Origin of the sequence: Nocardia veterana NBRC 100344 (genome assembly GCF_000308855.1) — a bacterium.
Taxonomy (GTDB): Bacteria; Actinomycetota; Actinomycetes; order Mycobacteriales; family Mycobacteriaceae; genus Nocardia; species Nocardia veterana.
On record NZ_BAGM01000021.1, the window covers coordinates 1 to 26945 of the forward strand.

The window sequence follows — 26945 nt, forward strand, 5'->3', positions numbered from 1 at the left end:
AAGATCTAAGAAGCATGCAGATACCAGCAAGTATGCGCAGAAATTTCCTGGATGGGATATATGCAGCTGGTTGAGCGACAGTTGGTACACCGTCAGTGTTTACTCCACCAGCTCGCACACCTTCGATGAGGTCGTAAACAACTCTGCGTTGTTCCGGGATCCGCAGCGCTTGTCCGTCGGCGGTCGAGACGCCGTGCTGCTGCACAAAGTTGACGACCCGGATGGCTGCACCATTGCGTTCGACATTCCCAGCGATCCGGTTCAGATCGATGTGAATGCCAAGGCGAGCGCCGAAGCTGCCGGTGACTCGTGTGCGGAAGTGACGAGGATCGCAGGAGTCTTGGTAAAAGATCTTCCCACGGGAAGATAGGTGGCACACCATGTCGGAACTCGATGCCTGGCGTCAGCTTTCCGGTGAGATCGAGCAAGGAAATCTGACGCTGAAGGTCCACCGTGACGCGTTGGATTCAGCGATTAAGTTGCTCCAGGATTACGGCGAGGGGATCCATAAATGCGCGACTGAAAGAACTCGCCCAGGAAGCGAAGGCTATCCAGGATGTGCTTCGCAAAGCCGCAGTCGCTTACGCCCAGACCGACGGGCAGTTCGCCGATGTGCTCGGCGGTATCCAGCAGTGACGTACCGAACGCCTTCCAGCTATGGGCTGAGTTGTGCTGATGCCTGGGGCATCTGTGGGCTGGCTGGCAGCATCCGTCTGCGATAAAGTCCCCGTGCGGGGGAGTCGATGGCGTCCCAGCGGCGCGGTGAACAGGAGGGGTCGAATCATGCAGGTGCGGTTCGGGCGAGGCGGCGGCCTGCGGGGAATTGTTGGTATCGCCGGCTCTGTCCTCACCATAGGGCTTCTCGTCACGGCGACAGGTTGCTCGGACAGTCCGGGTTCAGCGAACGAGGGGAAATCCACGACAACAGCAACGAGTGCTGCTCCGGTCTCGTCGACATCAACGTCGAATACCGCATGGGACCCTTGCGCGATCTCTGAGTCGGATATCTCTGCAGCAGGATTGAACCCCGCGACGAAACATGTCGGGTCGGCCGGCGTCAAATTTCCAGGCTGGGATATCTGCAGTTGGGACAGCGACAGTTGGTATGGCGTCGAGGTCTACTCGACGAACGCACACACCTTCGACGAGGTTGTGCACAACACCGCGAATCTGCGGAACCCGCGTCCTGTCACCATAGGCGACCGCGGTGCCGTGATGTTGGACCCAGTGAACATCCCGGGCGGGTGCACCCTTGTGTTCGACGCGACCAGCGGTCCCGTTGAACTGGACCTCGACCCCAAGCTCAGCGCCGACGTAACGGGCGATTCGTGCGCTGAAGTGACTCGTATCGCAGGTGCGCTTCTCAAAGACATACCCCCGTCGAAGTAATTCCACAGAGAGACAGCGGAAATGTCGGAACTGGATACGTGGCGACAGCTCTCGGATGAGGTAGCGCAGGGGAACTTGACGCTGAAGGTTCACCGCGACGCTTTGGATGCGGCGGTGAAGCTCCTACAGGATTACATCGACCACATTGACAGCTGCCGTCGCGATGTGCAGACCGTTGCCAGGGTTTCAGGATTCGGCGGGTTTCAGATGGGGCAGGATCTAGCAGCTAAGTTCACTCGAAAAGGGAGCGGCGACGGGTCAATTCGCGAGCGACTCAAGGAACTGGCCGACGAAGCGAAGGCTATCCAGGATGTGCTTCGCAAGGCCGCAGTCGCTTACGCCCAGACCGACGGGCAGTTCGCTGATGTGCTCGGAGGGATCCAGCCGTGACGCCTCGAACGCCTTCCAGCTATTTGGATCAGAGTAGCGGCGACTATCTGCGGTCACAGTTGGATGCGTTGTCCAACAGCACTTACGCGAACATGGTGTCGGCGGACAATACCAAGGCGTGGGATGCGGATCAGCTCAGTTTGCAGCAGAAGATCAACGCTCTGGCCGAGCATGTGGGTGCCGATGTCGAGCCGGTGAGTATCAACGGTGCGGAGGGTTTCGCGCATCTCGATCTGGAGCAGATCCGTGATCTGACCTATCAGATCAAACCCGATGTCGTACACGCGGTTGCGGAGGCGTGGAGCAATATCGGGCGCAACCTGGGCGATGCCACCAGCACGTTGGGCGCCCAACTCGTCAAGACCCTCGCCGGCGGTTGGCAAGGTGCGGCCGCGTCGAGAGCCTCCGAGGCGCTGGTGCAGTTCCTGGATACGTCCGACAAAGTGAGTAAATCGGCCAGCCTGGTGGGGATGAAGGTCGCGTTCGCGCAGCGCGGTAGTGACGAGACGTCCCGGATGCTGGTTCCGGTGTTGCAATCGGTGGTCCCGGTCGCGCAGATCCAGATTCCGGGTATGCCTTCGGTTCCCAACCAGGTCTCGACGCCGGCGCCGGGTATTCCGATCCCGGTCCTCGGCGCGCAACAGGGCGCCGACGGGCATAAGGAGGAGGTGCGGCAGGCGGCCCTGCAGGTACTGCAGAACGTGTACGCGCCCGGCATTCGGGGTGGCGATCAAGGGGTTCCGGTACTTCCCTCGGTGCAGCCGGTCGCGAACCCGGCCGGTCCGCCGGGTGTCGGTCCGGGGCCGAGTCAGCCGGGGCCGGGCGGCTTGCATCCGGGTGGGTCCGATCAGCCGACTCCGGGCGGTGATACGCCCGGAGGCGATCCGGCGAACGGTAAGGATGGCAACGGCACTCAGGACCCTGCCACGCCGGGGTCCGCGGGCACCCAGCCGAGTGCTTCCGGTGTGGGAAGTGGGACGACGCAGCCGAGCACGTCGGGATCGGGTGCGTCGAATCCCGCCGCCACGACTGCGGCGGGTTTCGAACCCGGCAGTGGGTCGGGCGGCGGTTCGGGCACACCGGGCTTCGGTGGCGGTTCTTCGGGCCACGGATTCGGTGGTGGCTCCTCGGGTCCCGGTGGATCGCGGCCGGGTGGACCGGGTGTCAGCATTCCGGGCCGGCCGATCGCGGAACCTGTGGCGCCCTTGGGATTTCGCAATCCGGCCCAGGCCGGAGCTGCGGGTATGCCTGGTGGAATGGCGCCGGGTGCGGGTGGCCGTGGTGGTAAGTCCGAGGAGGACAAGGAGCGTCAGTCGGCGGAGTACTTGCGCGGTCGGCACCTCGAGGAGTGGATCGAGGACGGGCAGAAGGTGCTGCCCGCCTACGGCGCGATCGGGGAAAATCCGGAGCAGCAGTCCGCATCCCGCGACGCATCGGGCTCGACGAAGCCGGATCGTGGGCGAGCGCCGGGAGAATATCGGTGATCCACTGGCGGTTGACGAGTGCGCAGTACGAGGCGGCGGTGTTCGCCATGGAGCGGGACCGGCTCCCGTATCCGACCTGGAACGCGGTGCGTGCCGGTGACGACGCCGAACTCGCTCGACTTCGTCGTGAGGCGATCGACAGCTTGCGCCCCCGCGTGGACGACGATCTCGCCCGGCTGCTGCGCACCCTGGTGGAGCCGCAGGTGCGGTTGCACGTGCACGGCCGCCTCGGACCGGACCCCGAGAATCCCGAGGTCCAGGTGCGTGCGTATGCGGGTTTCGGTCCGGACATGGCGGCGGTCGCGGTGCAGGATTCCGACCCGGAACCCGGTGTGAGCGGCGATGTTTCGCTGAGCCTGTGCACGCACGTGCAGGCGCTGGGGCTGCTGGCTCGGATGCTGCCGGAACAGCCGCCCGGGCGCCACGAACTCGCCGCACTCAAATCCGAGCTGGACCTCGAGCCCGAATGGTCCGGCGGCTGGAACCGTCCGCCCACTCTGCGGGAGCGACTCGACGCGTTCTTCGCCCGCCCGCGCTCCGGCTGGGGCGAGGTGCTGTGTTACCCGGGGCGGTTCCTGGACAACCGCACCGACGGGGTGCAGGGATTCTTGTGGATGGACTTTCCGCGCGACGGGCGGTACTACATCCGGGAGGATGCGGCCGGCTACACGGTGCAGCCGATGACGGCCGACGGGTTCGTCGGCCACGCGCGGGCCTTGGCCCGAAGAGTTCGTGACCTGGGCCCGCACGCCGCGCGGAACTGACGCCGCCTACGTCCGCTGGAAGTGCGTGGCGATCTCGTCGCTGGTGGTGACCCATACGCCCGGGTGGTTCACGACGTAATCGAGGGCCTCGTCCAGGTAGCGATGCCGGAACGCCTGTCCGGTGACGAAGGGGTGCAGCGCCAGGGCCATGACGCGTCCGCTGTCGGCGGAATCGGTGTAGAGCTGGTCGACCTGGTCGCGGACCATGCGGACGAAATCGGGTCCGGTCAGGCCCTTGGTGACGAAGATGCCGATGTCGTTGAGCTCCACCGAATATGGAACGCTGAGCATCCCCGGCACATTCAACCGATACGGCTGATCGTCGTTGGTCCAGTCGAGGACGTATTCCAGCCCCAGTTCGGCCAGCAGCTCCGCCGTGTGGAACGTTTCGGTGAGGCCCGGCCCCATCCAGCCGCGCGGGCGCCGGCCGGTGGTCTTCTCGATGGTGGTGACGATATCGGTCAACACCCGGCGCTCCTCTTCGACCGAGAGCCCGGTGTGCAGGTGACTGTTGGAGCTGCCGTGCGCGAGCCAGTCCCAGCCACGTTCGTTGCCCGCCGCGATGATCTGCGGGTAACGCTCGCCCACATCGGAATTCAACAGGGCGCTGGCGCGGATCCCGTATTTGTCCAACAGCTGGATCTGCCGCCAGATACCGACCCGTGGGCCGTAGTCGCGCCAGCCGTAGTTCAAGGCGTCCGGCGTCAAGGCGGTGGTGCCCTCGTAGGTCGCGGTGCCCGGCAGATCGACGTAGAAATGTTCGATGTTGAGCCCGACGTAGAACGCGACCCGCTTACCGTCCGGCCAGCGGATCGGCTCCCGCTCGGTGATGGGGGAATAGTCGTAGAGGGTGATGTCCTTGCTCATGCCGGGTATCGTCGAACGTTGACATAGATGTGAAGGTCAACCGGCAGTCCATGTGAGGTACGACATATGCGGATCGGCGAGTTGGCGAAGCGAACCGACACCACGCCGCGGTTGTTGCGCTACTACGAAGAACAGGGCCTGATCCGAGTACGGCGGTGCGCCAACGGCTATCGTGACTACGACGAGCGGCTGGTCGATCAGGTCGTGCACATTCGCGGTCTGCTGGAAGCGGGCCTGCCCACCCGGATCATCAAACAGATCCTGCCCTGTCTGGACGATCCGCGCGACATCCACTTCGCCGATGCGACCCCGGAGATCATCGCCGCGCTGGAACATCAGCGCGATCGCCTCAGCCAACGCATCGAACTGCTCACCCGCAATCGGGACGCCATGTCGGCCTATATCTCCGAGCTGCGAGGTTGCGCCCGTATCGCCTCGTAGCCTGCGCGCCTCGTACCCGGCGTGGTCACCGGTGTGAGCCCGGCAGGTGCCGTTTGTACACCTTCCCGGAATCGTCGCGCGGCAGTTCGTCGACGATCGAAATCTGCTGGGGGATCTTGTAGTCGGCGATCGTGCCGGCCAGGTGCCGGTGCACGTCGGCTGCGGTGAGCCGGTGGCCGGGGCGCGGAAGGACCGCCGCGGCAACGGCTTCGCCGAGATCGCCGGCGCCGGGGACGCCGAAGACGGCCGCATCCTCGATACTCGGCACAGCGAGCAGCGCATTCTCGATCTCGGCGGGATAGATGTTCACTCCGCCCCGGATGATCACATCGCCGCTGCGGCCGGTGAGGTAGAGATAACCGTCCTCGTCCAGATGTCCGAGGTCACCGACCCAGACCATGCCCGGCACCGGGCTCGGGTCCGTGGAGCGGTTGAGGTAGCGGAAGGCCGGCCAGTAGTCGGCGCCGCGAACGTAGACGCGGCCGGTGGATCCGGGGGCGAGCGGGCTACCCGTCTCGTCCGCGATCACGACCGCTGATCCGTCCGCGGGCCGGCCCACACTACCGGGCCGGTCGAGCCATTCCGCGGCACTGATCCAGGTGATCGTGCCGCATTCGGAGTTGCCGTAGAACTCCCACAGGGCATCGCCGAACCATTCGATGGCGAGTCGTTTGATCGCCGGCGGGCACGGCGCGGAGGAATGGATGAGATGGGTGAGGCTGGAGACGTCGTAGCGGTCACGGACCGCCCGGGGTAGCGACAGCAGCCGCGACAACATGGTGGGAACCACCTTGGCCTGCTGGATCTTTCGGTTGTCCACGTGTTGCAGGAAACGTTCGGCATCCCAGCGCGGCATGATCGTGATATTCGTACCCATCCGCAGCGCCAGCACCGCCACCGCATTCGGGCTGGTGTGGTACAGCGGACCGGCCACCAGCATTTGCCCGCCCGGTGTCAGCCCCATTCGCCGCGCCGTCCCGCCCGCGATGGACAGCAGCTGCATCGGCGTCATGCGTTCGCGGAGAACGCCTTTGGGCGCACCGGTCGTACCGGAGGTGTAGATCAATCCCATCGAATCGGCGATCGCCCCGTCCAGGTGGCCCAGTGGCTCGGGATGGTCGCGAATGCCCTGCTCCACCGTGCGATGCCGACCGGTCGGGTGCGCCCACTCGGGGGACAGGCCCGCCTCGGCGATCAGCTCGGCCGGCATCTCGATCTCGACGATCGTCGGTCGCCTATCCGTCTGTGCCACAGCGGCTTCCACCACCGGCACGAATTCGGTGTGGGCGAACACCACCTCGGCCCGGCTGTCGGCGAGGACGTGGGCCACCTCCCCGGCCTGCCAGCGAGTGTTGATCGGCACCGGATTCGCTCCGCAGGAGGCGATGGCGAGGGATACCTCGAGAAATTCGATGTCGTTGCGGGCCATGACGGCGACCCGGTCGCCGCGGCCGAGTCCGTCGGCAACGAGTGCCGCTGCCAGGCTGCCCGCCCGCCGATGCGACTCCGGCTGAGGACGGGTGCGCGCACCGCAGCTGATCGTCGGCGTCGGGTGAGATTCGGTCATGGCCTCAGTCTGCCGTTCGCGTCGAGCGCCGCGCAGCTACCCCGGCATCCTCGCTGTCCGCCGGGGACACCACGCCACCGTCGCCGGTCCGACTGCGGGAGGGTGTGTCCGGCTGCGTCATTACACTCTGCGACGACGATCTCAGGGGAGGGCCGATGTGGTACTTGGTGGATGCGGCGGATACGGCGAAGGTCATTCGTCATGTTCGTGCCGACAACGCCGTGAGCGAGCGTCATCTGCACCGCGCGGTTCGCCCGAGTTCGCTTGCCGCGCTCACTCATTCGGCGATCGAGCAGGCGATCACCACCGCCACAACGTGCACCCGCGAGGTGCCGGTGCGCGGCGCGGCGCACACCGTTCTGGCGATTCCGATCGCCGGTCCGGATGCGCGACCGCTGGCCGTTCAGGTCTGGGTTGGACCGTCGGACGCACCGCGGGAGCCGGCGCCGGAGGTGGACGCCTTCGTCTGGGACGGAAGACAGTGGACGCTGATGAGCACCGGCGTCGGCGGACCCGTCCTACCGGCCGGGTATCCCATGCTGCACGGTGCGTGGTTCCTGAGCCGGATCATCGAATGCGAGGAACGCGACCGCCTCATGACCGCCGCGCTGGATCCGAAACCCGGCACCGCGTGGGCAGGGCCGATGGAGGTGCTGACCGCGGCCGGAACACATACGACGAAGGTGTACGGCTTCTTCCGATACCACCGCGAGGAGTCGGTGCGCGGGCTGCTGTTGCGGATCGGGTCGGATCGGGAACCGGGCATCGTGCTGCCGACCTACCACAACGACGCCGCCGCGGCGCTGCTCGGCGGTACCACCGCGTTGATCGACATTCAGCGGCTGCAGATCGTGGAATGGCTGACGCCACCGATCGCCGATATCGCATGGCGTCACCATCCGGCCTCGCGGGATCTCGATCCCGCCGACAGCGATGCGTTCAACCTCGAGACCACACATCTGATCCACCCCGACGACACCGGGATCTACCTCGGCGCGCTCGGCGATCTGGCGGCCGGGCGGGTTTCCCGGGCGCGGGGCATCGTCCGGCTGCTCACGGTCACCGGCGGCTGGCAGACCGTTGAGCTCTACTGCATCCGGCTGCCGCATGCCTCGCCGCGCTTCCTGACCACGCTCATTCGGCCGATTTCCGACGGTGTGCCGGGCATCCTGTCCGACAGCGACTGAGGCCGGCGCGGCCGCCTCGGATCAGGCTCCCGTTTCGGCGGCGCGTCGGTAACCCCGCACGGCCGGATAGCTGAAGACCACGATCATGCCGACCACCCAGGCCAGGGTCTTCCAGAGCGGCTCGGCGACCGGGCCGTCCCAGCACAGCCCGCGCATGGCGTCGATCGCGGTACTCATCGGCTGGTTCTCGACGACGTTCTGCAGCCAGGTGGGGTAGGCGAACACGGGCACGAACCCGGAGTTGAAGAACATCAACAGGGTATTCACGATGCTGATGATGTTGACCAGCATCACGCCTTCCGAGACCGTCGCCAGCGCGGTCACCATCACCGCGAAGGCGACGCCGAACAGCACCGGGATGCCGATCATGGCCAGCGAGGCCAACGGCCCGTTCCAGAACCGGAAGCCGATGCACACCCCGACCGCGATCACGAACAGGGTGGTGATCAGCACCCGAATCGCCTCGGCCAGCAGCCGGCCGGTCAATCCCGCGGCGCGATGGATCGGCATGGTCCAGAACCGGCCGAGCAGGCCCGTCTGCTTCTCGGTTTTGAAGCCGAGCGCGCTCACCACCGCGCCCGACATGGCGGCGACGAGGGTGATCATCGGGACCGTGCCGTACACGCTGGGCATGCCGGTGAACTGGGTGATCGAATCACCGAGCACGATGCGGAACATCAGCAGCGTCAGCGCGGGGTAGATCAGCGTCTGCACGGTGGTCGCCGGATCGCGCGCCCAGCCCATCAGCAGTCGCTTGCACTGGATCAGGCTGTGCCGCGCCCAGGTCGACACCGCGCGTTCCGAACTCGTCGTGACGACGGGCAGCGGGGTAGTCCAGTCGACGGTCTCGGCGGGGGCGGTCGTCGTCTCGATGGCCGTACTCACGATCGCCTCACACTCGCCCACACCGCCAGCGGGACGAATGCCACCGCCAGCCCGATCAACCACACCAACGGCACCCACAACACGCTCCAGCTCACGCCGTCCGCCGCCATATCCCGCAGGGCGAACGAGAACTGCGAGACCGGCTGATTGCGCGCGAACGGCCGAATCCATTCCGGAAAGCCGGATTCCGGGACGAATCCGCAGGACAACATGCCCAGGATCAGGGTCGGCAGGGTCAGTGCCTGACTGAGCGATTCCGGGCTCTTGGTGAGACTGCCGAGGCCATCGGCGCCGATGGCCAGCACGGTCCCGACGGCCAGCGAGAAGGCGCAGAACAGCACGGCCTGGCCGAGGCCGGCGGTGAACCGGAAGCCGATCACGTACCCGAACAGCAGCGCCGCGATCAGTGAGGTCACCGAGCGGACCAGGCCCGCGCAGATGCGTGAGGTCAACGGCACCATCGGCCCGATCGGCATGGTCTGCAGCCGGCTGTGCAGCCCGGTCATGGCCTCGAAGGCCGCGATCTGCGCATTCGACATCATCGTGAACGACATCGTCTGCAGCACGATGATCGGCATCACGAACTGGGCGTAATCGATGCCCTTGAACTGCATGACGTAGCGCAGCGGCAGATAGAAGCCCAGGGTGAACACCAGCGGCGTGATGACCGCGACGACCAGCTCACCCTTGGTCGCCATCGTGCGCACCAGCCGCCCGGTCAGCGCCCGCCACTGCGCGAATCCGGAAATTCGCGCCTCGGGGAGCTGGGCGAACAGGGGAGCCTCGGCCGTCGGCGCGCTCACTGATGCCCGCCCGAATGTCCGGTGATGGACAGGAATACGTCGTCGAGCGAGGGCCGGCGCAGTGCGATGTCGGCCAGTTCCAGCCCGGCGGCGTCGAGGCGGCGGACCGCCTCGGCAAGGGTGCTCGCCCCGTCCGGGGCCGGGATCGAGATCCGGTCGAGCGCGGTGGCGCTGTCGAAGTCCCGGCGCAGGGCCTCGGGGACCAGTTCGCCGAGCGCGGCCACCGCCTGTCGCAACTGCGTCGGGTCCAGCGGGACCACCTCGCAGTAGCTGCCGCCGGTCTTCTCCTTGAGTTCGTCCGCGGTTCCTTCGGCGATCACCGTGCCCTTGTCGATGACGATGATGTTGTCGCTGAGGATGTCGGCCTCTTCCAGATACTGCGTGGTCAGCAGAACGGTGATGCCCTGATTCTTCAGCGCGTTCACCAGATCCCACACTCCCTGGCGGCTGCGTGGATCGAGCCCGGTGGTCGGCTCGTCGAGGAAGACCACCTCCGGCCGCACCACCAGCCCACAGGCGATGTCGACCCGGCGGCGCATACCGCCGGAATAGTGGCGGACCGCGCGTTTGCCGGCGCCGACCAGATCGAATTCCTCGAGCAGGGCGTCGGCGCGACGGCGGGCGTCCTTCTTGGGCAGGCCCATCAGTCGCCCGAACAGTTCGAGGTTCTCGCGGCCGGAGAGGTTCTCGTCCAGGGCGGCGTACTGGCCCGTCATCATGATCGAGCGCCGCACGCCGGCGGCATCTCCGATCACGTCGTGCCCGGCGACCGAAGCGGTGCCGGAGTCGGGACGCAGCAGGGTCGACAGGATCTTCACGGTGGTCGTCTTACCGGCCCCGTTGGGACCGAGAATGCCGAGCACGGACGCGCGCGCGGCGGTGAAGCTGATGCCCCGCAGCGCGTGGACCTCGCCGAAGGATTTGCGGACATCGTCGACCACGACCGCGGGGTCGGCGCCACCGCCGGCGGATGCCGCCGACGTGGTCGCTCCGGTTCGTGACGCGGCCGTGCCGGTCGGCCCGGACGCCGCTGTCTCGGGCGAGTCGGACCCCGCCGCGTCGGGCGACTGGGGCGCTGCCGCGTCGGGCAACTCGGACGCTGCCGCGTCGGGCAACTCGGCCGCTGCCGCGTCGGGCGACTGGGAGGCTGCCGCGTGGGTGGAGCCGGAATCCTCACGCGGTGTGCGCGATCCTGCGTTGTCCAAACTCGGCATCAACTCTCCACTATCGGCCGGGCCGCGACCGGATTGTCCGGAACGCTGATTTTCGCCCCGGTTGATGGATACCTTCCACCGCGCGCGATGTTACTTCCTCGAGCTGCCGCGCAGGCCCGGGCGCCGGGCGGTGCCGCTCGGCGCCACGAGTCTTTCTACCGCGATCTGAAACATGGCGTTGTCTTTTTGTCGTAAAGCCGGTCGCGTGCGCGCGTGCCCACCGGCGGGAATGTGGTTTTGCTCACACTCGGCTGTCGACCGCGGTGTCGCCCGTCATCACTGCTGGTCGGGGCGCAGACCGCGCGGTTCGTGGGATGTTCGCGGTTGTTGTCGGCCGCCCGGCCGCACCATAGTCTGACGAGCAGGGAGGCGGGTCCGATCGTCCGCACCCGTCCGCGGCATCGTCGCCCGCCCGCAGCCGGCGCACACATCGAACGAATGCCGAGGTCTCCGCCGGCGAGAGGGTGGCCAATGGCCGAGATGCTGAAGTCCCACGATCCCCGCACCGGGGAGCTCATCGCGGAATATCCGGTCCTGGACGCCGCTGCCGTCACCGATGTCGTGCGTACCGCTCGGTCGGCCGAGACCTGGTGGGCGGCAATCGGATTCGCCGGCCGGAAGCGATGGCTGCTGGATTGGAAACGCAGTATCGCGCGCAATGCGGGCGAGCTGGCCGAGCTGGTCTGCACCGAAACCGGTAAGCCCAAGGTCGATGCCGCCATCGAGATCATGCTCGCGGTCGAACATCTGAACTGGGCCGCGCGCAATGCCGAAAAGGTCTTGGGCCGAGGCAGACTCGCCTCCACCTGGCTGACTCGCAACCAGCGGGCATCGGTCGGTTATCTGCCGCTGGGCGTGGTAGGCGTACTCGGTTCGCCGCACAATCCGGTGTTCACCCCGATGGGTTCGATCGCCTATGCGATGGCCGCCGGCAATGCGGTGGTGTTCAAACCCAGCGAGCTCACCCCGGGCGTCGGGGTGTGGCTGGCCGACAGCTGGGCCGCGCTGGCGCCGAACAAGCCTGTGCTGCAGACGATCACCGGAACCGGCGCCACCAGCGCGGAATTGTGCCGGGCGCGGGTGGACAAGGTCGCCTACGCCGGTTCGGAGGCCGGCGCTCGTGAGGTGATCGAACTGTGCGCGCCCACGCTGACGCCGGTGGTGGTCGAGAAGGCCGGCAAGGGCACGCTGATCGTGCACGTCGACGCCAAGCTCGATACCGCCGCGGAGGCAGCGGTTTTCGGCGCGATGTCGAACGCCGGGCAGAGTCCCGCCGGCATCCAGCGCGCCTACGTCGCCGAGTCGGTGTACGAGCCGTTCCTGGAACGGGTTGTCGCACAGGCGCGTTCCCTGCGGCCGGGTGGCGATCGCAAGGCCTCCTACGGTCCGATGATCGTGGAATCGCAGGTCGACGTGGTGCGTCGGCAGGTCAAGGATGCGATCGCTCGCGGTGGCCGGGCCGTGGTGGGTGGTCTGGAATCGATCCGTGAGCCGTACATCGAGCCCATCGTGCTGACCGATGTGCCCGAGGACAGCCTGGCGATCACCGCCGAGGCGGTCGGGCCGGTGCTGATCGTGAACCGGGTGGCGAATGTGAACGAGGCGATCGAGCGCATCAACGCCGCCGATCAGGGACTGGCGGTATCGGTGTTCACGCGCGACGTCCGCGGAGTCGGCGAGTTCGCCGAGCGGATCAGAACCGGTGTGGTGACCGTGAATTCGACGATGGCCTATGCCGCCAATCCGGCGCTGCCGTTCGGCGGTGTGGGCGAATACGGGCAGGGCCACACCCACGGCGCGGCCGGTTTGCGGGAATTCAGTCGCACGCTCGCCATCGCGGAGAAGCGGTATCGGGCGCCGGTCGATCTGTCGAGTTTCGACCGTCATCCGGGCCATCTGCGCTTGACCCGGGCGATCTTCCGCATGCGGCACGGCCGGCTGTAGCGATCCGGCCGGGCCCGGCCGTTACGGCTCGGGCGGGCCGGACGGTTCCGGGAGTGAATTCCAGCCCAGGAGTACGGCTTCCATCAGGGCGCGAACCCGCGCCACATGTTCGGGACGATTCTCGAACCGCACCCGCCGCCCGACGTCCACGACCTGGGCGATGGCCGCATGCACCCGGCACCGGGCCTCGGCCGGATCGTCGTCGAGCAGATGGGCCCACTCCAGCACGTTCTGCCGCTGCACCGATCGCAGTTTCTGCTGTTCGGCCGGTGGCAGATTCGAGAATTCGGCGAAATAGACCGGCAGGATCTCCGGGGTCGCGAAGGTGAGCCGGGCGAACCGGGCCGCGATCCGCAGCGCGGCGTCCGAGCGGCTGGTCGCCTCGGCCAGCGCCTCGGCATTGGCGATCGCGACCCGCTCGCCGGTGCGGTGGAAGGCGGCGGCCAGCAGGTCGGACTTGCTCGCGAAATAGCGATAGACGCTGGAGGCGTTGATGCCGACCGCCGCACCGATCTCCTCGATGCTGGCCTCGTGATAGCCCTGCCGGCCGAAGATCCGGATCGCCTCGGTGAGCAACTGTTCGCGTTTGGAACTCAGCGGCAGCCCACGTACCGGCGCGCCGGCGACGGCGGGATCGGGCAGTGGCGGCAGTTCGGTGTGCAGGATCGACCAGCACATCTCCAGGATCAGTTCGGTCAGCCGGGCATTCGACAGGGCGGTGCGATGTGCGGTGATACTGCCGATAACGCCCAACATGCCGGTGGCCAGCAGTTCCACGTCGGCGGGTGGCGCCTCGGGCCGCAGTGCCGCGACCGCGGACTCGATCAGATCCTGCAGTTCGTCGTAGATCACCCGGATCCGGGCGCGGTCCTCGCGCTCCAGATAGCGGCGTTCCCAGCGGTACAACCCACCTTCGCGACGCACATCGATGGTGTGTTCGGCCAGCGCGCGGATCAGCGCGGTGAGCCGAGACTTCGGGTCGAGGCCGGGTGTGTCGGCGGCCTTCGCGGCGTCGAGAAGTTGCTGAGCGCCCGCCTCGGCGGCGGCCACCAGCAGGGCGTACTTGTTGGCGAAGTGCCGGTACAGCGCCGGGCCGGAGATGCCGACCTCGGCGGCGATCTCGTCGACGCCGACCGGGTGGTAGCCGCGTTCGCTGAACGCCCGGGCGGCCACGCGCACGATCTGTGCCTTGCGATTCTTGGGCCGACGCCGGGTTGTCGTGGGGGTACCCGGTCGCGCGGATGCGAGCCCGGCCTCGCTGCGATCCGCGACCATACACCTCTCCTTCTGCGTGTCGGCTCGTCGACGGCGCCGACTGGTTGACAGCGCCGGACAAGTCAACATAAGTTAACCACAATTCGCAATGTTAACCATCATTCTCGTATCGTCGCCGCTGGCGACCCACCTGGGAGTAACCATGAGCGATCACGACCACACCCCTGGCCTCACCATCGTGCGGGACGATCGCGTATTGCGGGTGACCATCGACAACCCCGGCCGGAAGAATGCGCTGAGCTACGACGCGATGATCGCGCTGGGCGACACCCTGCTGGGGGTGGGCGCCGATCCGTCGATCCGGGTGGTCGTGCTCACCGGTGCGGGTGGGGACTTCTGCACCGGTGCCGACCTGGCCGCGGCCGCCGCTGAGAAGGAGCGGGGCATCACTCCGGAGATGACGATGGACGGTGCGAATCGGATGATCCGCGCGATCATCGACGCGCCGGTGCCGGTGATCGCCCGGGTGCGGGGTGCGGCGGCGGGAATCGGTGTGGCGCTGGCACTTTCCGCCGACTTCACCTATGCGAGCGAGGAAGCGTATCTGTTGCAGGCCTTCATCAATATCGGTCTGATGCCGGACGGGGGTGCGGCGGCGCTGGTGGCGGCGGCCGCGGGCCGGGCGCTGGCGGCGGAGTTGGCGCTGCTCGGCGAACGGCTGCCGGTGACGGAGGCGTACCGCCGCGGCCTGCTGGCCGGTGTGCTGCCCGCCGACGAACTCGACGCCAAGATCGAGGCGGTGGCCGGGAAACTCGCCCACGGACCGCGGCGCGCGCTGGAACTCACCAAGCGAACGCTGAACCGGGCGGCGCTGGCCTCTCTGGACGAGGCGCTGGCCGCCGAGAAGGCGGGCCAGGCCGAGCTGCTGCGCTCGCCCGACTTCGCGGAGGGCGCCGCGGCGATGCTCGGCAAGCGCAAGGCGGTTTTCGCGCACTGACGTTCGCGCGCCGAGGTGCTCGTGCGGGTGCCGGGGCCTACGCTCCCCGCTCCGGGAACAGCGAATCGTCGATCGGGGAATCCGGCGTGGCGGGCGGGTAGTCGTAGTTCACCCAGCGGTTGCGGTTGGTCCACCCCACCAGGTCGTAACGCCAGCGGAACGGCCAGGTCCGCGACACCGTCATGAACAGCACGGCGCCGAGGGCGGCGTAGTCGTCGTGGGCGGACAGCAGTGCCCGCTGCTGGCGCGGTGAGGCGGTGAAGAAGGCCTCGAACATCGAGATCGACTGCGCGGTGGTGAGCCGCCCCAATCCGTAGAGTCCGCGCATCCGCATCCAATACACCAGCCGGGCCTGCCAGGGCCACAGTTCCCGAACCGGATCGGCGCCGGTGCGCAGGGCCTCGATCAGAGTGTCGACCAGGGCGAGCGAATCGGCCACGCTGTAGCCGGTGCAGGGATGCATCATGCCGCCGCGGGAACCGAACGGAATCGGATCGGCCGCGCGCAGCCCGGCCCGGACCGGCGGCGGGGGCTGATCGAGCGGATAGTGCGCGGCCTCGGCCGGCTCGTCGCCGCGTAACCGGATGCCGTGGGCGGCAAGGCGGTTGAGGGTGCGCCGGCGCAGTTCATGCTGTGGCATGCCGCCGCGCAGGCCGAGACTGGTCTCCTCGAAGATCACCGTGCCGTCGCCGAGGGGGACGGCGTACAGGAACGACGGCGGCTCGTCGGGGCCCGTCCCGTTCTCGTCCCGCCAGTCCAGCAGCAGTCCCTCGCCGTCGCCGACCATGGGCGCCGCCACCTCGGCGTCGACGAAGATGCCGTGCGCGCTGGCGGTGCGCCGGCGGCCCGGAGCCGCCAGACCGCGGGTATCCACGACCGCCGTCGCGGTGATGGTGCTGCCGTCCTGCAATTCGACGCGATGCGCCTCGACGGCGGTGGCGCGCCCGGCCAGCACGGTCGCGTCGTCGAGCGGAAGTGCTTCGCGCAGGCCCGATTTGGAGAGCACGCAATACGGGCGTTCGATGCGATGCGCGGACCGCGTCCACACCGTGGGCGCCTCGATGCGCTGGGCGATCGCGCTCGGGCCCAGCCACAGCGGCAGTTCGTCCACCCAGCAGGAGAAGGTCGGGGGCCACAGGCGCTCCGGGCGCGGATCCACGGCCACCACGTCGAAGCCTGCCAGCATCGCGCGGTGGGCGACGGCCCGGCCGGTCGGGCCGAGTCCGACGACGCACAGGTCGGCACGACGGACATGGTGCGCACTCATGGCCGCCATTCTCCCAGCCGAGTCGGGCGCAGCCGCCGCGGAGGCCGCGTTGCCGGCCCGAGACGCCGATCGCGGATCGATACGCGATTGCCGCCCAATCGCCTGTTCCTCGTTATCGATGTAGTGGCCGCGCGATCGAAGTGTTGCGGGATCGTCCCGCTATTATCGACCGGCATGAGTAGGATGCGGTTCGCGGTGGTCGCCCTCGTCCTGTGTGCCCTGACCGCCGCCGTCGCGCCGCGAGCCGACGCCTTTCCGGTCCAGGTGCCGACCTTGGCCGGTGCGAACGATTTCGGCTGCCGACCCACCCGGGACAAGCCCTTTCCGATCGTTCTCGCACACGGTGCGGCCTCCGATGCGGAATCCAGTTTCGCGGTCCTCGCGCCCGCGCTGCATCGGGCCGGTTACTGCGTATTCGCCGCCGACATCGGCCGGGTCCGGTTGCCGCTCCTCGGTGTGAACGATGTGGCGAAACCGGCCTGGCCGGGTTTGGGCCCGGTGTCGACCGCACTCCTCGGCAACGTGCCCTACGGGGTGGCCGATATTTCCTCGCAGACCACTGAGCTCGCGGCCTTCGTGGCGATGGTGCGCGGTGTCACCGGTGCGCCGAAGGTGATCATGGTCGGGCATTCCACCGGCGGCAACGCGATCCGCGAGCTGGTGCAGCGGCATCCGGAAACCGTCGCGAGCGTCGTGACCGTGGGGACGCCCTATCGCGGCTCCACCTTCTCGGGCCTGCCCACGATGTATCCCTTCTACGGGGCGCTGGGTCTGACCGGCCCGGAGACGGCGGCCGAGGTCTACGGCCCGGCCGGCGCCGAACAGGTGCCCGGCACGGCCACGCTGCATGCGCTGAACGCGGACGGTGAAACCCGCCCCGGGATCCCGTACACCGCGATCGCGAGCCGGACGGACGAGGTGATCACCCCGTCGGAGACCGCGCTGCTGTCCGAGCCGCGCGACGGCAACCGCAATATCTGGGTGCAGGACGGCTGCCCGGATCTGAAGGTCGGCCATGCCGAACTGCTGTCCAACCCGCGTGCCGTCGCCGACATCACCGCTGGGGTGACCGGAGGGCCGCTGCCCGCGCCCTGCTAACCGCTACCGGGGCGTCACCCAGGTGGTGATGTCGGCGTGCACGACCTCGCGGTCCTGTTTGTCGTAGATCGATACCGGGACGACGACCTCGACGCCCTCGGTGATGGTGTCGAAGTCCGGGATCCGCTCCAGTTTCGCGACCGCGCGCAGTCCCGATTCCGCCTTGCTCAGGTACTGCACGTTCATCGCCTTGGGGATCCAGCGATGCGTGGTCGGCACGGTCGCCTCACTCAGCATGCCCATCGCCACCTCGGCCAGATTGCACGCCGCGATGGCGTGGAAGGTGCCCAGGTGATTGTGGATGCCGAACCATTTCGGCGCGGTGACCTCGCACAATCCCGGCTCCAGCCGGACCACGGTCGGCGCCACGGTGCCGAAGTAGGGAACCCGGGCGATCATGCCGAGTGAGAACAGCGCATGCCCGAGGCGATTGTCGGGCAGCTTCTTCCAGCCGCGGTAGGTGGCGGTCTCTTTGGTCATGGTCACATCTTACTATCGAGTAAGTTATGCGCCCGCGGCTGCTCGGCAGGGCTTCGCGCAACCGCCGCGACCCCGAGATCGTCCCTGAATTCCGCCGCGCGGCATCACCCGTACGGGGGATGTGGAATACGCTCTGCTGCCGACGTTTTCACGGCTGCTCACCCTCTAGGGTGGGTGGGTGAAATCCGCACGGAGCGCGGCCGGCCGCCTACTCGTCGCGGGATGGTGGGTGCTGTTCGCCTCTGTCGGTGCCTTCGCCGCGGCGGCACCGGCGGCCGCGGATTCGCCCGCGGCGGGCGGGGACCTGTCGATCGCGCAGACCCTCGGCGATCGCGAACTCACGGTGGTGCTGCGCCGCGTCACCTCGGTGCCCGGTCCGCTGCAGGTGGAGGTGGTGACCCATGCCGGAACAGCGGCGGGTCGGCTCACGATCGAGGTGACACCGACCGGGGTGTCCTCGGCGGCGCGGCGGCCGGCGCCGGGTGCGCCGACCGACCACGGCGCGATCGATCTCGGCGCGACACCCGGCATGTACTCGACCACCGTGTGGGTGGACCGGGCCGGACCGTGGGAGCTCGCTGTCGGCGACGGAAGCCGGACGGCGCGGATCCCGTTCCTCGTCCCGGCCCAGATCGCCACGCCGCCGGAACGATTCGTGTACGGCGGATTCGTGGTCGCCGGGGTCGCGCTCCCGGTGGCCGCGGTGGTGGCGATCCGCGCCCGCCGCAGCGCATGGGCGCTGGTACCGGCCGCCGGGGTGGTGGCCGGAGTCGCGGTCGCGGTGACGGCCGCCGTGCTGTCGGCCACGCTGCCGTTGCCGCCGCAACCCGGGGTGCAGGTGGACCCCGATGCCGACAACGTGGCCGACCCGTATGCCGCACAGCAGCCGCGTATTTCGGACTTCTCGCGTCCGCCGGTGCTGCTGGCGGTCGTTGCCGAGTCGATCCGGGCCGGTGAGGCGGCAGATCTCGATCTCGATCTCGTCGACGCCGCCACCGGTAATCGGGTCGACGACCTGATCGTCCACGACGATGCGCTGATCCACGCGCTCGTGGTCGGTCCGAGTGGACAGCTGGCCCACCTGCATCCGATCCGGACCGGTCCCGGCCGGTACCAGCTGCACGTGACGGCCCCCGAACCCGGGCATTACGCCTTGTCCACCGAACTCGTGCGGCGGGGTGGGGGAGTGCAGACCGTCCGCGCCGCAACCGGTTTCGATGTCGCGGTCGGCGCGACATCCGGCCGCGAATTCACCGGCGGCCGGTCGACACCGCCGGGTGGCGCGCAGTCGGGTTTGCCGACGCGGGCACATGCATCCGCGCCGGCGGATCGGGGCCCACAGGACGCGCACCGGACGCTGGTCGCCTCGGCCGATTCCGACGGGACTCCTATCACGGTGACGGCCACCGCGGCGGTGGCCGGCGTGCCCACGACGCTCACCGCGAAAGTCGGCGACCGCCCCGAACTGCAACCCTGGCTCGGCATGGTCGGTCATCTGGTCGTCGCGGGGCCGCTGCCCGGCGACAACGACCTCGGAACCGCGGTGCAGAACGCGCCGATCTGGGGTCATGCCCACTCGATGGGCGCGATGTCGATGGGCGGGATGGCGATGGAGACACCGGGTCCGGACAGCGGGACGACGGCCGCCGATCACATGTCCCACGGTTCCGGCTCGTCGGCCGAACTCGCCGAAGCCATGCTCATGCCGTCCGCGAACGGTGACAGCCCGCCCGACGAAACCGTCGCCGCCTACGGTCCCACCGTCCCGTTCACCTACACCTTCGCGCTGCCCGGCCGCTATCGCCTCTGGCTCCAGGTCGAACGCCGCTACACCGTCCTGACGATCCCGGTGGTGCTCGACGTGGCTCCGGGGAGCGCGCGATGACCGGCCCTGGCGGGCCCGGCGCAGAGGCCGGGACCGGCGGCGGGTGGCGACCACGGCGACGTCTCGTGGCCGTCGTCGCGGTCGTGGTGGGCGGCTTGGGCGCGGTGATCTGGTGGCTGTGGCCCGAGCGGGAGCCGGCGATCGTCCTGTACGGGGGCACCGGCCGGTACCTCGTCGCCGTGACCGTCGGCGATCGCGTCGGCATGTCCGATGTCGGCATCCGGATCACGGACCGGAACGGAAAGCCCTTGCCGGATGCGCAGATTCGGGTGCAGGCCGTCGAGCCCAGGATGGGGTACGCGGCGGAACCGGTGACCGCGGTGGCGACAGCGGCCGGAGACTACCGGGCGGCGCAGGTGCCGTTCATGATGAGCGGGCCGTGGGAGGTGCGGATGTCGATCACCGGTGGTGACGGCGCCGACGAGCTGGCCCTACCGCTGTGGATCTCGGGGTGAGCGGCGGATGACCGCAGGAAGGACCGCACGATGAGTATTCCGTTCGACGCGACCTCGGACCGGTCGCGAACGACGCTCGACGCGCCGGCGTCGGCCGGATCGGCCGAGGTCGCCGGCGATTCCACCGCCGCGGCCCGGGCCGGCGCGTGGGGTGTGGTGCTGGGCACCGTGATCACCACGGTCGGCATCAGCTGGGATATCCAGTGGCACAACGAGGTCGGGCCGGACACCTTCTTCACGCTGCCGCATCTGTTCCTGTATTCCGGGAGTGCGATCGCCGGTTTCGTCAGCCTCGCGATGGTCGTCCGGGCGACCGCGGCGCAACGGGCGGGACGGACCGTTCCGTTCGCGGGCGGAACGCCGATCCGCGTCTTCGGGTCCACGCTCACCGCACCGGTGGGCTATATGGTCGCCGGCGCGGGCGCGGCGTTGTTCCTGATCTACGGGCTGTTCGACCTGGAATGGCATGCGATCTACGGTTTCGACGCGGTGCTCAACACGCCCTCGCACGTCGCGCTGTTCCTGTCGATCAGCATCACGATGATCGGCAGCCTGATGGTGTTCGCCGCCCACCGCGACCACCGATGGGGCCGGATCGGCGTGGTGTTCGCGACGGTCATCCTGATCGCCTTCGCTCCGATTCCGGCCGATGCGTTGAACAACCTCGCGCCGCCGGTCGACGCGATGGTGGTCGCGACGGTGTTGTTCGCGCCGATGCTGCTGATCATGGGTGCACTCGTGCTGGGCCGGCCCGGCTCGGCGCTGGCCATCGGTATCGCCACCGCGGCGGTGCAAGCCGTGTTGTGGTGGTTCTCGCCCTGGGCTGCCCACACCTACGCCGCGGCGGTCGGACTTCCGCTGCGGGACGGACTGACCCCCGCGCCGCCGGCCTTTCCGAGCATCATCCCGATGTTCCTGTTCGTCGCGGCCGCGGCGGTGGAGGGACTGTTCTTCCGGATGTGGCGACGCCGGGAGGCAGAGACCGCGAACCGTCCCGCCGGCCGGACGCGGCTGCTGCCGATCTGCGGAGTGGTCGCCGCGTTGATCGTCGGCATCGGTCTGCCGCTGCAGGTGTATCTCACTCGTCCCACCGCCCACATCTCGGGCACCACCGTCGTCACCCTGCTCGTCGCGGCCGTTCCGCTCGGCCTGCTCGCCGGATATCTCGGCGGGGCCTTCGCCGCCATGCTGCGCACGCTGTCCGTCCGGGAGGGCCGATGAGTCACGATGCGACGCACACTCGCCGGCGAGACCGGGTGCGAGTGTTCCCCGGAACGGGAGGGCCGATGGCCGAAGCTCGGAATCACTGGACCGGATCCCGGCGGATAGGTCGCCCCGTGATCGTTCTGCTGGTGCTGATCGTGGCGTCGCTGCTCACCGCCGGGCCCGCATCGGCCTATCAGCCGGTGAATATCGTGCACACCGAACGCGTCCGCGTCGGCCGCTACGACCTCACCGTCGGCTTCTCCACCTGGCCGCTGCGCGCGATGCAATCACTGGATTTCACCTTCCTGCCCGACGGCGGCATCGCCGGCAAATCCGGGACATTGCGCGTCGCCGGGCCGGGCCTGAAATCGGTGCGCACCCGCCCGCTGGTCCGGCATCCGCGTAAACGTGATTCGTGGGGCCTGGACGTGAAGGCGCTCGACGCGCCCGGCAGTTACCGCTTCGCTTTCACGATCGACGGCCCGCAGGGGCACGGTGCGGGCGCCCTGGAGGACCTGCGCGTGCTCGATCAGCCCGGACCGCCGCTGGCGTTGAGCTGGACGCTGGGCACGCTGCCGTTGGTCGGCCTGCTCGCCTTCCTTGCGGTAGCGTGGCGTCGAACCCGTCCGGGGCGGCTCCCACTGCCGGTCCGCCCGGGGCCGTGACCAGGCCTTGGAAGTCGCGCGACCCCCGATTTGGATCGCCCGGGGGGCCTCGGGCATACTGTTCGGGTTGCCTGCAGCGGTGGTGTGTGTCCATCGCCGGTAGGTGAGCAGGACCCACTGAGTATCGGCGTCGAGTCCGGCGCGGGTACGTCCGGGACGCAGTTCCGAGGCCAATAGCTGAAATACGCCGGGGCCGAAGAATGAGTGGAGAGGCGACACGCCCGACCGCGTGGACCGGAAGAACCATGACAGATGAACAGCGGCGATGGATCGGGTGTGCTCCCGGTCGTGTTGGTGGCTGATGCGTCTTCGTGTGTTCGGGCTGTGCAAATGAGGGTGGTTCGGGAGTGAGAACTCCTGGGCCACAACGTAAGCGGAGAAAAGGACACTCAGCGTGGCGGGACAGAAGATCCGCATCAGGCTCAAGGCCTACGACCATGAGGCGATCGATGCGTCTGCACGCAAGATCGTCGAGACGGTGACCCGCACCGGTGCCCGCGTGGTCGGGCCGGTGCCGTTGCCGACCGAGAAGAACGTGTATTGCGTCATCCGCTCGCCGCACAAGTACAAGGACTCGCGCGAGCACTTCGAGATGCGCACGCACAAGCGGCTGATCGACATCCTCGACCCGACGCCGAAGACGGTCGACGCGCTGATGCGCATCGATCTGCCGGCCAGCGTCGACGTCAACATTCAGTGACGGGGATTGCAGATATGACTGACAACAAGAACAGGCCGGCCGCCGGCATCCTGGGCACCAAGCTCGGTATGACCCAGGTGTTCGACGAGAAGAACCGCGTCGTTCCGGTGACCGTCGTCAAGGCCGGGCCGAACGTCGTGACCCAGATCCGCACCGAGGAGCGCGACGGCTACTCCGCCGTTCAGCTCGCCTTCGGCGCGATCGACCCGCGCAAGGTGACCAAGCCCGTCGCCGGGCAGTTCGCCAAGGCCGGTGTCACCCCGCGCCGCCACATCGCCGAGATCCGGGTCGCCGACGCCGGCCAGTTCGAGGTGGGCCAGGAGCTGTCGGCCGATGTCTTCGAAGAGGGCACCTACGTCGACGTGACCGGCACCAGCAAGGGTAAGGGCTACGCCGGTGTCATGAAGCGCCACGGCTTCCGTGGCCAGGGCGCCGCCCACGGTGCGCAGGCCGTGCACCGCCGGCCGGGCTCCATCGGTGGATGTTCGACGCCTGGCCGTGTTTTCAAAGGCATGCGGATGGCCGGCCGGATGGGTAACGACCGTGTGACCACGCAGAACCTCTCGGTCCACAAGGTGGACGCCGAGAACGGTCTGCTGCTGATCAAGGGCGCGATCCCGGGCCGCAAGGGCGGCATCGTGATCGTCAAGAGCGCTGCGAAGGGTGGTGCCCGGGCATGAGCACCGACACTAAGACCAACCTGACGCTTCCGGTGAAAGAGCCGGGCGGCAAGACCAACGGCACCGTCGAGCTCCCCGCGGAGATCTTCGACGCGACCGCCAACATCGCGCTGATGCACCAGGTCGTCGTGGCCCAGCAGGCCGCGGCTCGCCAGGGCACGCACGCCACCAAGACCCGCGGCGACGTCCGCGGCGGTGGTAAGAAGCCGTACCGCCAGAAGGGCACCGGCCGCGCCCGCCAGGGTTCGACCCGCGCGCCGCAGTTCACCGGCGGTGGCACCGTGCACGGCCCGCAGCCGCGCGACTACTCGCAGCGTCTGCCCAAGAAGATGAAGGCCGCCGCTCTGCGTGGCGCCCTGTCGGACCGGGCTCGCAACGAGCGGATCCACGTGATCACCGAACTGGTCGCCGGCCAGACGCCGTCCACCAAGGCCGCCAAGAACTTCCTGGCCGAGCTGTCGGACCGCAAGAAGGTGCTGGTCGTGGTCGGCCGCGAAGATGTCACCGCGTGGAAGAGCGTGGCGAACCTGCAGGGTGTGCACCCGATCGCGCCGGACCAGCTGAACACCTACGACGTGCTGCTCAGCGACGACGTCGTGTTCAGCGTCGAGGCGCTCAACGCGTTCGTGCATGGTCCGACGGAGTCGGCCCAGGAGTCCCAGCCCGGCTCCGCTGGACAGGAGGAAAGCAAGTGACCACCATCGCCGACCCTCGCGACATTCTGCTCGCGCCGGTGATCTCCGAGAAGTCCTACGGGCTGATCGAAGAGGGCACCTACACCTTCCTGGTGCACCCGGACTCGAACAAGACGCAGATCAAGATCGCCGTCGAGAAGGTTTTCGGCGTCAAGGTCACCAGCGTCAACACTGCCAACCGTCAGGGCAAGCGTAAGCGGACCCGCTTCGGTTACGGCCAGCGCAAGAGCACCAAGCGCGCGCTCGTGACCATCTCGGCCGACAGCAAGCCCATCGAGATCTTCGGAGGCCCGGTCGCGTAAGCGGTCGGATCTTCAGAAAGCAGAGAAGAACTCATGGCAATCCGTAAGTACAAGCCGACTACGCCGGGTAGGCGCGGGTCGTCCGTTTCGGACTTCGCCGAGATCACCCGGTCCACTCCCGAGAAGTCGCTGCTGCGTCCGCTCACCAAGTCCGGTGGTCGTAACGCGCACGGCCGGATCACCACCCGTCATCGCGGTGGCGGTCACAAGCGGGCCTACCGTCTGATCGACTTCCGCCGGTTGGACAAGGACGGCATCCCGGCCAAGGTCGCTCACATCGAGTACGACCCGAACCGCACCGCCAACATCGCCCTGCTGCACTACGCCGACGGCGAGAAGCGCTACATCATCGCGCCCAAGGGCATCGCCCAGGGCACGCGGATCGAGTCCGGCGCCGGCGCCGACATCAAGCCCGGCAACAACCTGCCGCTGCGCTCGATCCCGACCGGTACCACCATCCACGCGGTGGAGCTGCGTCCGGGCGGTGGCGCCAAACTGGCTCGTGCCGCCGGTATGAGCATCCAGCTGCTGGGTAAGGAAGGCGCCTACGCCGTCCTGCGTATGCCCTCCGGCGAAATCCGCCGCGTCGACGTGCGCTGCCGCGCCACCGTCGGCGAGGTCGGCAACGCCGAGCAGTCGAACATCAACTGGGGTAAGGCCGGCCGTATGCGCTGGAAGGGTCGCCGCCCCACGGTCCGTGGTGTCGTCATGAACCCCGTCGACCACCCGCACGGTGGTGGTGAGGGCAAGACCTCCGGTGGTCGCCACCCGGTCTCGCCCTGGGGTAAGCCCGAGGGCCGTACTCGTAAGCCCAACCGTCCGAGCGACAAGCTCATCGTCCGCCGCCGCGGCAAGAAGCGTTAAGGAGGAGGTTAAAGATGCCACGCAGCCTCAAGAAGGGCCCGTTCGTCGACGAACACCTCCTCAAGAAGGTGGACGCCCAGAACGAGAAGGGCACCAAGCAGGTCATCAAGACCTGGTCGCGTCGTTCGACCATCATCCCCGATTTCATCGGCCACACGTTCTCGGTCCACGACGGCCGCAAGCACGTGCCGGTGTTCGTCTCGGAGAACATGGTCGGGCACAAGCTCGGTGAGTTCGCGCCGACCAGGACGTTCCGGAGCCACGTCAAGGAAGATCGGAAGAGCAAGCGGCGATGAGCGAACAAGACACCACGCTTCAGAACCCGACCGCGCGCGCGACCGCGAAGCACGTTCGCGTCACTCCGATGAAGGCTCGCCGCGTCGTGGACCTGGTCCGCGGCAAGCGGGTCGAGGATGCGCTGAACATCCTGCGCTTCGCGCCGCAGGCCGCCAGCGAACCCGTCGCCAAGGTCGTGGCCAGCGCCGCGGCGAACGCCGAGAACAACTTCGGCCTGAACCCCGACACCCTGGTCATCTCGACGGCGTATGTCGACGAGGGCGCGACCATGAAGCGTTTCCAGCCGCGCGCCCAGGGCCGCGCGTTCCGGATCCGCAAGCGCACCAGCCACATCACCATCGAGGTCGAGAGCGTCGCTTCCGCCGCCCCGGCTCGTAGCCGCCGGAAGGGAGGGGCTAAGTAAATGGGACAGAAAATCAACCCCCACGGCTTCCGCCTCGGTATCACCACCGATTGGAAGTCCCGCTGGTACGCCGACAAGCAGTACAAGGAATACGTCAAGGAAGACGTAGCCATCCGCAAGCTGCTGAGCACGGGTATGGAGCGGGCCGGCATCTCGAAGGTCGAGATCGAGCGCACTCGTGACCGCGTCCGGGTGGACATCCACACCGCGCGTCCGGGCATCGTGATCGGCCGTCGCGGCGCCGAGGCCGACCGCATCCGCGCCGAGCTGGAGAAGCTCACCGGCAAGCAGGTTCAGCTGAACATCCTCGAGGTCAAGAACCCCGAGTCGGATGCGCAGCTGGTTGCCCAGGGTGTGGCCGAGCAGCTGTCCAACCGTGTGGCGTTCCGTCGCGCGATGCGCAAGGCCATCCAGTCGGCCATGCGTTCGCCGAACGTCAAGGGCATTCGGGTGCAGTGCTCGGGCCGCCTCGGCGGCGCCGAAATGTCGCGCTCGGAGTTCTACCGTGAGGGTCGGGTGCCGCTGCACACGCTGCGCGCCGACATCGATTACGGCCTCTACGAGGCTCGCACCACCTTCGGCCGGATCGGCGTGAAGGTGTGGATCTACAAGGGCGACATCGTCGGCGGTAAGCGTGAGGTCACCGCCGCCGCCGCGCAGCCCGAGCGTCGCGAGCGTCGGGAGCGGCCGAGCCGTCCGCGGCGGTCCGGTTCGACCGGTACCACCGCGACCAGCACTGAGGCCGGACGGGCCGCCACCGCGGTGGCGGAGGCTCCGGCAGAGAATCAGGAGGGCTGACCC

Annotated in this window: 30 protein-coding genes; 22 read left to right on the forward strand and 8 right to left on the reverse strand. The window is 67.8% G+C overall.

Annotation, left to right across the window (positions count from 1 at the left end):
• The 5 genes from ON37_RS31480 to ON37_RS03780 all read left to right on the forward strand — a co-directional run.
• On the forward strand, nt 1-370 hold a 370-nt coding region (locus ON37_RS31480), incomplete at its 5' end, for a DUF3558 family protein (protein WP_157171340.1).
• Between the two features lie 413 nt (nt 371-783).
• Nucleotides 784-1389, forward strand: coding sequence for a DUF3558 domain-containing protein (locus ON37_RS31485; protein WP_157171341.1), 606 nt, complete (start codon nt 784-786; stop codon nt 1387-1389).
• Between the two features lie 21 nt (nt 1390-1410).
• Nucleotides 1411-1779 carry a hypothetical protein gene (locus ON37_RS03770; protein WP_040716712.1) on the forward strand — a complete coding sequence of 123 codons (369 nt, stop codon included), beginning with the start codon at nt 1411-1413 and terminating at the stop codon, nt 1777-1779.
• Nucleotides 1780-1847: 68 nt separating this feature from the next.
• The gene (locus ON37_RS03775) at nt 1848-3263 is read left to right on the forward strand and encodes a PPE domain-containing protein (RefSeq protein WP_157171342.1); all 1416 of its coding nucleotides are present in this window, start codon (nt 1848-1850) and stop codon (nt 3261-3263) included.
• The gene (locus ON37_RS03780; RefSeq protein ID WP_040716715.1) at nt 3260-4027 is read left to right on the forward strand and encodes an ESX secretion-associated protein EspG; all 768 of its coding nucleotides are present in this window, start codon (nt 3260-3262) and stop codon (nt 4025-4027) included. Before ON37_RS03775 ends, ON37_RS03780 begins: the two co-directional genes overlap by 4 nt.
• A 6-nt stretch (nt 4028-4033) precedes the next feature.
• Here the strand turns inward: ON37_RS03780 and ON37_RS03785 are convergent, their stop codons facing one another.
• Nucleotides 4034-4894 (reverse strand): polysaccharide deacetylase family protein, encoded by an 861-nt coding sequence (locus ON37_RS03785; protein ID WP_040716718.1) that lies wholly within the window; start codon nt 4892-4894, stop codon nt 4034-4036.
• A 66-nt stretch (nt 4895-4960) separates the two neighbouring features.
• Here ON37_RS03785 and ON37_RS03790 point away from each other — a divergent pair, with 66 nt between their 5' ends.
• On the forward strand, nt 4961-5335 hold the full coding sequence (locus ON37_RS03790) for a MerR family transcriptional regulator (RefSeq protein ID WP_040716719.1): 375 nt from the start codon (nt 4961-4963) through the stop codon (nt 5333-5335).
• A 25-nt stretch (nt 5336-5360) separates the two neighbouring features.
• Here ON37_RS03790 and ON37_RS03795 read toward each other — a convergent pair whose 3' ends face one another.
• Nucleotides 5361-6902, reverse strand: a complete 1542-nt coding sequence (locus ON37_RS03795) for an AMP-binding protein (RefSeq protein WP_040716720.1) — start codon at nt 6900-6902, stop codon at nt 5361-5363.
• A gap of 155 nt (nt 6903-7057) precedes the next feature.
• On the opposite strand from ON37_RS03795, the gene ON37_RS03800 reads away from it, so the two are divergent.
• Complete coding sequence (locus tag ON37_RS03800; protein ID WP_040716722.1) at nt 7058-8089, forward strand: GAF domain-containing protein; 1032 nt, start codon at nt 7058-7060, stop codon at nt 8087-8089.
• A 21-nt stretch (nt 8090-8110) separates the two neighbouring features.
• Here the strand turns inward: ON37_RS03800 and ON37_RS03805 are convergent, their stop codons facing one another.
• From ON37_RS03805 to ON37_RS03815, 3 genes are read right to left on the reverse strand one after another with little or no spacing between them, the layout of a single operon-like run.
• Nucleotides 8111-8974 (reverse strand): ABC transporter permease, encoded by an 864-nt coding sequence (locus tag ON37_RS03805; RefSeq protein ID WP_040716758.1) that lies wholly within the window; start codon nt 8972-8974, stop codon nt 8111-8113.
• Nucleotides 8971-9777, reverse strand: coding sequence for an ABC transporter permease (locus tag ON37_RS03810; protein WP_040716724.1), 807 nt, complete (start codon nt 9775-9777; stop codon nt 8971-8973). The genes ON37_RS03805 and ON37_RS03810 overlap by 4 nt, the downstream gene beginning before the upstream one ends.
• Nucleotides 9774-10991: an ATP-binding cassette domain-containing protein gene (locus tag ON37_RS03815; protein ID WP_245553001.1), complete on the reverse strand. Its 1218-nt coding sequence runs from the start codon at nt 10989-10991 to the stop codon at nt 9774-9776. Before ON37_RS03815 ends, ON37_RS03810 begins: the two co-directional genes overlap by 4 nt.
• 480 nt (nt 10992-11471) lie before the next feature.
• On the opposite strand from ON37_RS03815, the gene ON37_RS03820 reads away from it, so the two are divergent.
• Nucleotides 11472-12935 (forward strand): aldehyde dehydrogenase family protein, encoded by a 1464-nt coding sequence (locus tag ON37_RS03820; protein ID WP_083892711.1) that lies wholly within the window; start codon nt 11472-11474, stop codon nt 12933-12935.
• A gap of 21 nt (nt 12936-12956) precedes the next feature.
• Here ON37_RS03820 and ON37_RS03825 read toward each other — a convergent pair whose 3' ends face one another.
• On the reverse strand, nt 12957-14210 hold the full coding sequence (locus ON37_RS03825) for a TetR/AcrR family transcriptional regulator (protein ID WP_051031161.1): 1254 nt from the start codon (nt 14208-14210) through the stop codon (nt 12957-12959).
• Nucleotides 14211-14352: 142 nt separating this feature from the next.
• Here ON37_RS03825 and ON37_RS03830 point away from each other — a divergent pair, with 142 nt between their 5' ends.
• Nucleotides 14353-15147 (forward strand): enoyl-CoA hydratase-related protein, encoded by a 795-nt coding sequence (locus tag ON37_RS03830; protein ID WP_040716727.1) that lies wholly within the window; start codon nt 14353-14355, stop codon nt 15145-15147.
• 37 nt (nt 15148-15184) lie between these two features.
• Here the strand turns inward: ON37_RS03830 and ON37_RS03835 are convergent, their stop codons facing one another.
• Complete coding sequence (locus ON37_RS03835; RefSeq protein ID WP_040716728.1) at nt 15185-16423, reverse strand: lycopene cyclase family protein; 1239 nt, start codon at nt 16421-16423, stop codon at nt 15185-15187.
• Between the two features lie 165 nt (nt 16424-16588).
• On the opposite strand from ON37_RS03835, the gene ON37_RS03840 reads away from it, so the two are divergent.
• Complete coding sequence (locus ON37_RS03840; RefSeq protein ID WP_245553003.1) at nt 16589-17512, forward strand: esterase/lipase family protein; 924 nt, start codon at nt 16589-16591, stop codon at nt 17510-17512.
• 3 nt (nt 17513-17515) lie between these two features.
• Here the strand turns inward: ON37_RS03840 and ON37_RS03845 are convergent, their stop codons facing one another.
• Nucleotides 17516-17992, reverse strand: a complete 477-nt coding sequence (locus ON37_RS03845) for a hotdog fold domain-containing protein (protein ID WP_040716732.1) — start codon at nt 17990-17992, stop codon at nt 17516-17518.
• A 178-nt stretch (nt 17993-18170) separates the two neighbouring features.
• Here ON37_RS03845 and ON37_RS03850 point away from each other — a divergent pair, with 178 nt between their 5' ends.
• From ON37_RS03850 to rpsC, 12 genes are all read left to right on the forward strand, one after another.
• Nucleotides 18171-19877: a hypothetical protein gene (locus ON37_RS03850; protein WP_245553005.1), complete on the forward strand. Its 1707-nt coding sequence runs from the start codon at nt 18171-18173 to the stop codon at nt 19875-19877.
• Entirely contained in the window at nt 19874-20332 is a 459-nt protein-coding gene (locus ON37_RS03855; protein WP_083892708.1) for a FixH family protein, read from the forward strand. Before ON37_RS03850 ends, ON37_RS03855 begins: the two co-directional genes overlap by 4 nt.
• A 30-nt stretch (nt 20333-20362) precedes the next feature.
• On the forward strand, nt 20363-21553 hold the full coding sequence (locus ON37_RS03860; RefSeq protein ID WP_040716735.1) for a hypothetical protein: 1191 nt from the start codon (nt 20363-20365) through the stop codon (nt 21551-21553).
• A 119-nt stretch (nt 21554-21672) separates the two neighbouring features.
• Complete coding sequence (locus ON37_RS03865) at nt 21673-22203, forward strand: hypothetical protein (RefSeq protein ID WP_217999916.1); 531 nt, start codon at nt 21673-21675, stop codon at nt 22201-22203.
• A 394-nt stretch (nt 22204-22597) separates the two neighbouring features.
• Nucleotides 22598-22903 carry a 30S ribosomal protein S10 gene (gene rpsJ / locus ON37_RS03870; RefSeq protein ID WP_003938093.1) on the forward strand — a complete coding sequence of 102 codons (306 nt, stop codon included), beginning with the start codon at nt 22598-22600 and terminating at the stop codon, nt 22901-22903.
• Nucleotides 22904-22917: 14 nt separating this feature from the next.
• Nucleotides 22918-23583: a 50S ribosomal protein L3 gene (gene rplC, locus ON37_RS03875; RefSeq protein WP_040716737.1), complete on the forward strand. Its 666-nt coding sequence runs from the start codon at nt 22918-22920 to the stop codon at nt 23581-23583.
• Nucleotides 23580-24278, forward strand: a complete 699-nt coding sequence (gene rplD, locus ON37_RS03880; RefSeq protein WP_040716739.1) for a 50S ribosomal protein L4 — start codon at nt 23580-23582, stop codon at nt 24276-24278. Before rplC ends, rplD begins: the two co-directional genes overlap by 4 nt.
• Nucleotides 24275-24580 carry a 50S ribosomal protein L23 gene (rplW, locus tag ON37_RS03885; protein ID WP_030513360.1) on the forward strand — a complete coding sequence of 102 codons (306 nt, stop codon included), beginning with the start codon at nt 24275-24277 and terminating at the stop codon, nt 24578-24580. Before rplD ends, rplW begins: the two co-directional genes overlap by 4 nt.
• 33 nt (nt 24581-24613) lie before the next feature.
• Nucleotides 24614-25444, forward strand: a complete 831-nt coding sequence (rplB, locus tag ON37_RS03890; RefSeq protein WP_030513361.1) for a 50S ribosomal protein L2 — start codon at nt 24614-24616, stop codon at nt 25442-25444.
• Nucleotides 25445-25458: 14 nt separating this feature from the next.
• Nucleotides 25459-25740, forward strand: a complete 282-nt coding sequence (gene rpsS / locus ON37_RS03895) for a 30S ribosomal protein S19 (protein ID WP_040716743.1) — start codon at nt 25459-25461, stop codon at nt 25738-25740.
• Nucleotides 25737-26144 carry a 50S ribosomal protein L22 gene (gene rplV, locus ON37_RS03900; RefSeq protein WP_025347178.1) on the forward strand — a complete coding sequence of 136 codons (408 nt, stop codon included), beginning with the start codon at nt 25737-25739 and terminating at the stop codon, nt 26142-26144. Before rpsS ends, rplV begins: the two co-directional genes overlap by 4 nt.
• Nucleotides 26145-26942 (forward strand): 30S ribosomal protein S3, encoded by a 798-nt coding sequence (gene rpsC / locus ON37_RS03905; RefSeq protein WP_040716745.1) that lies wholly within the window; start codon nt 26145-26147, stop codon nt 26940-26942. It abuts the gene before it with no gap.
• The last annotated feature ends 3 nt before the right edge of the window (nt 26943-26945 follow it).